This is a genomic window from Thalassolituus sp. UBA6592, from assembly GCF_002433655.1.
Classification (GTDB): Bacteria; Pseudomonadota; Gammaproteobacteria; order Pseudomonadales; family Oceanobacteraceae; genus Venatoribacter.
This window is the reverse complement of sequence record NZ_DJIO01000027.1, coordinates 1-3923: the sequence shown is the minus strand read 5'-3', so window position 1 is coordinate 3923 and position 3923 is coordinate 1. Positions and strand designations below refer to the sequence as shown.

General features: G+C 50.9%; 3 protein-coding genes. All 3 read right to left on the bottom strand.

Features of this window, described 5'->3' with window-relative positions; genetic code table 11:
* Window positions 1-216: 216 nt before the first annotated feature.
* Window positions 217-1581, bottom strand: a complete 1365-nt coding sequence (locus tag B2Z72_RS02345) for a uracil-xanthine permease family protein (RefSeq protein WP_296984427.1) — start codon at window positions 1579-1581, stop codon at window positions 217-219.
* 409 nt (window positions 1582-1990) lie between these two features.
* Entirely contained in the window at window positions 1991-2425 is a 435-nt protein-coding gene (locus B2Z72_RS02340) for a SufE family protein (RefSeq protein WP_296984425.1), read from the bottom strand.
* Between the two features lie 28 nt (window positions 2426-2453).
* Window positions 2454-3647 (bottom strand): succinyldiaminopimelate transaminase, encoded by a 1194-nt coding sequence (gene dapC, locus B2Z72_RS02335; RefSeq protein WP_296984424.1) that lies wholly within the window; start codon window positions 3645-3647, stop codon window positions 2454-2456.
* Window positions 3648-3923: the final 276 nt, after the last annotated feature.

Here is a 3923-nt window from a genome sequence, read left to right as displayed (position 1 = left end):
GATCAGGTCTGAACTAATTCACTTAAAACGACACATAAGACGCTGAATCGAAACCATGCGTAAGATGGCCCGACCATCATAGATGGTAAAAATAAAGAAACTAAGCTCCGGTTCCCCCAATAAAGGGCGCCACAGACAAACCCCAGACAAACCACAGCCATAAAAAAACGCGGCCTTAGCCGCGTTTCTACTCATCCATCATGTTTTAAGCAAACATCAGATGTCGTCTTCTTTTTCCAGAATCACACGACCTGGCAGCAGGCTGTTCAGAATAATCGCCGCCAGACCACTCACGGTGATGGCTGAGCCAAAAATATTCTGCACAGTTTTTGGCATTTCTTTCAGCAGATCCGGCTGAGCGGCAACGCCCAGGCCCAGACCGAAAGCCACCGCCATAATCAGCATGCTGCGACGGTCGAGATCAACAGTCGACAGAATACGGATACCCGCAGCAGCAACAGTACCGAACATTACCAGTGTCGCACCGCCCAGTACTGGCTTAGGCAGTTGCTGGAAAATACCACCGATTACCGGGAACAGACCCAGAATCACCAGGAACGCAGCCATATAGAACGCAACGTAACGGCTGGCGATACCAGTCAGCTGAATTACACCGTTGTTCTGGCTGAAAGTGGTGTTAGGGAAAGTGTTGAACACAGCGGCAATCATGGAGTTGATACCATCTGCGAATACACCGCCTTTAATACGGTTGCGGTAAACATCACCGGTAATTGGTTCTTTGGAAACCATAGAGGTTGCTGTCAGGTCGCCGGAAGATTCAATCGCAGTGATCAGGTAAATCAGAGCTACTGGCAGGAAGGCAGCAAAATCAAAGCTGAAACCGTATTTGAACGGAATTGGCAGAGCGAACCAGTCCATTTTAGCCAGACCAGAGAAATCCACTTTGCCCATCGTCATGGCAACTACAAAGCCGGCAACCAGACCAAAGAAGATCGCGCCAGAGCGAACATAAATATTTGTGCTTTGGTTCAGGATAATGATCAGAACCAGTACACCGCTACCCAGAGCCAGGTTTTGCAGGCTGCCAAAATCCGGTGCTTTAAAACCACCACCCAGGTCAGTGATGCCGACTTTAATCAGGCTCAGTCCAATGGCAGTAATGACGATGCCGGTTACCAGCGGGTTAATAAAAGCTTTCAGCTTGTGCAGGAACTGGCTCAGGAAAATCTCAATAAAAGCACCGAGGAAACACACACCAAAAATCAGGCTGAGGATTTCTTCCGGGCCGCCGCCTTTGCCTTTTGCAATAAAACCGGCAGCAAGAATGGAGCTCAGAAAAGCGAAGCTGGTGCCCTGAATAGCCACCAGACCAGAACCGATAGGTCCAATTTTTTTCGCCTGAATAAAAGTACCAACACCGGAAACAATCAGCGCCATGCTGATCAGGTAAGGCACTTCGCTGCCCAAACCAAGCACACCGCCAATGATCAGGGTAGGAGTGATAATGCCGACGAAACTGGCCAGTAGATGCTGCATTGCCGCCAGGATAGCAGCAGGAACCGGTGGCTTGTCATTCAGGCTGTACAAGATATCCGGTGAATTTGAGGAAGTGTCAGACATTAGTCTCTCCATTCTTCGGGTGGCCTCAAAGGGCTGATTGTTAGTTGTAGGTATAAAAGCTATTCAGCAGTAACTGCTTAACTGATGGGCAGGTAAAGCAAAAACCTGACCAACCGGTTAAGAAAAAGCAAAAAAGATAATATTGATTAGAATGTAATCAGTTGAAGACTATTTATGGAATAAAAAGCCAGTAAATGAATTAATTAGTGATCTTAAGGATCTAATAACTAAATTATCAGGCGCAAGCCCAGTGTTGATGCCTGAATCTGGCGCGAAGAAATGCACCAAAATGTTACCTGGGTAACATCATGGTGCAGTATCGAAGGGTACAACTGAGTGCCCGCAAAGCATACGGGTGCCAGTCAGAGGAGACTGGCTAAAGATCTGATTAAGAAATCAGGAGAAGAGATCAGGCAGCTTCGGCTGCGATATTCTTAATGCGCTCGACCATGGCACGCAGACCGTTGCCACGGGTCGGGCTCAGATGCTTGATCAGATCAATCTGAGTGAAGTAACCATCGATATCAAAGGCGATAATGTCCGCCGGCGTTTTATGGTTGTACGCCGCCAGCACAACGCCAAGCAGACCACGCACAATATGCGCGTCGGAATCCGCTTCCAGCAAAATTTTGCCATCGCGCACTTCGTTGTCGATCCACACCTGACTCTGGCAACCGCGCAGCAGGTAATCTTCTGTCTTCTTGCTGTCGTCCATCGCTGGCAATTGTTTGCCCAGATCAATGATGTACTTGTAGCGTTCTTCCCAGTCGTCGAAAAAGCCGAGGGTATCGAGAATATCCTCGGTAGTGATGTCCTGGCCAAAGGTGTTTTCTGTCAGTGCCATATACTCTCTCCTCCTGTTATCAGAGGTCTTACAGGCTTTCGACAAACGCACGGATGCGTTGTGCCGCTTCAATACATTCATCCACGCTGGCAACCAGCGCCATACGCACACGGTTTTTACCCGGGTTAATGCCATCAATGGTGCGCGACAAATACGAACCGGGCAGCACAGTGACGTTTTGCTGAGCAAACAGCTGCTGCGCGAACGTTTCTTCATCCACCGGCGTTTCTGCCCACAGGTAGAAGCTGGCATCGCTTTGCTCAACCGGCATCACCGGGTTAAGGATTTCGATCACACGGCGGAATTTTTCTGTGTATTCCACGCGGTTCTGTTCAACATGCGCTTCGTCATTCCAGGCTGCGATACTGGCCAGCTGGGTCTGTACTGGCATGGCACAGCCATGGTAAGTGCGGTACAGCAGGAAAGGTTTCAGCAGGGCAGCATCACCGGCAACAAAACCGGAACGCAGGCCCGGCAGGTTGGAACGCTTGGACAGCGAATGGAACACGATGCAGTTGCGGTAATCGTGGCGGCCCAGTTTAGCGCAGGCCTGCAGCAGCCCCATTGGCGCTTCTTTGCCGTCGACATAAATCTCGGAATAGCACTCATCGCTGGCAATAATGAAGTTGTGCTTATCCGCCAGCTCAATCAGCGACTGAAACTGCTCAAAGCTCAGCGTAGCCCCGGTCGGGTTGCCTGGCGTACACAGGAACAGCAGCTGGCAGTCATCCCATACCGAAGCAGGCACTGCAGCGAAGTCTGGGTTAAAACCATTCTCTTTCAGACATGGCAGAAAGTGTGGCTGTGCACCCGCCAGGTACGCAGCGCCTTCGTAGATCTGATAGAACGGGTTTGGCGACAGCACCAGCGGGTTGGCTGCAGTACGGTCAACTGCGGCCTGAGTGAAGGCAAAAATCGCTTCGCGGGTACCGTTCACCGGAATCACCTGAGTCACAGGATCAACCGCCTGCAGATCAAAACGCTTCACCAGCCAATTGGCGATGCTCTCGCTCAGCTCTGGCAGACCCTTAGTGGTCGGGTAATTTTCCAGACGGCTGATGTTATCGATCAGCGCCTGCTGCACAAACGCCGGAGACGGATGTTTAGGTTCACCGATCGACAGAGCGATATGCTCCAGCTCAGGGTTCGCGGTTACCGCTGCCTTCAGTTTGGTCAGCTTCTCGAAGGGATAGGGTTGTAACTTACTCAGATCGGGATTCATACCGTACCAGCAGATAATCAGACACAATTTGCCGCAGTATACCAGCAACCGCGCAGGCATTCGCGCCATGCAACAGATTGGTCAGAGATCGGATGGATTGGATAAGTCATCGGGGGATAATTGATGTTGCAGGAGCGGCTTCAGCGGCGAAGGGGAGTCTGCGTTGTTATTGTAGGAGCGGCTTCAGCCGCGAAAGGGGGTCTGCAGTGTTATTGTAGGAGCGGCTTCAGCCGCGAAAGGAAGTCTGCGTTGTTATTGTAGGAGCGGCTTCAGCCG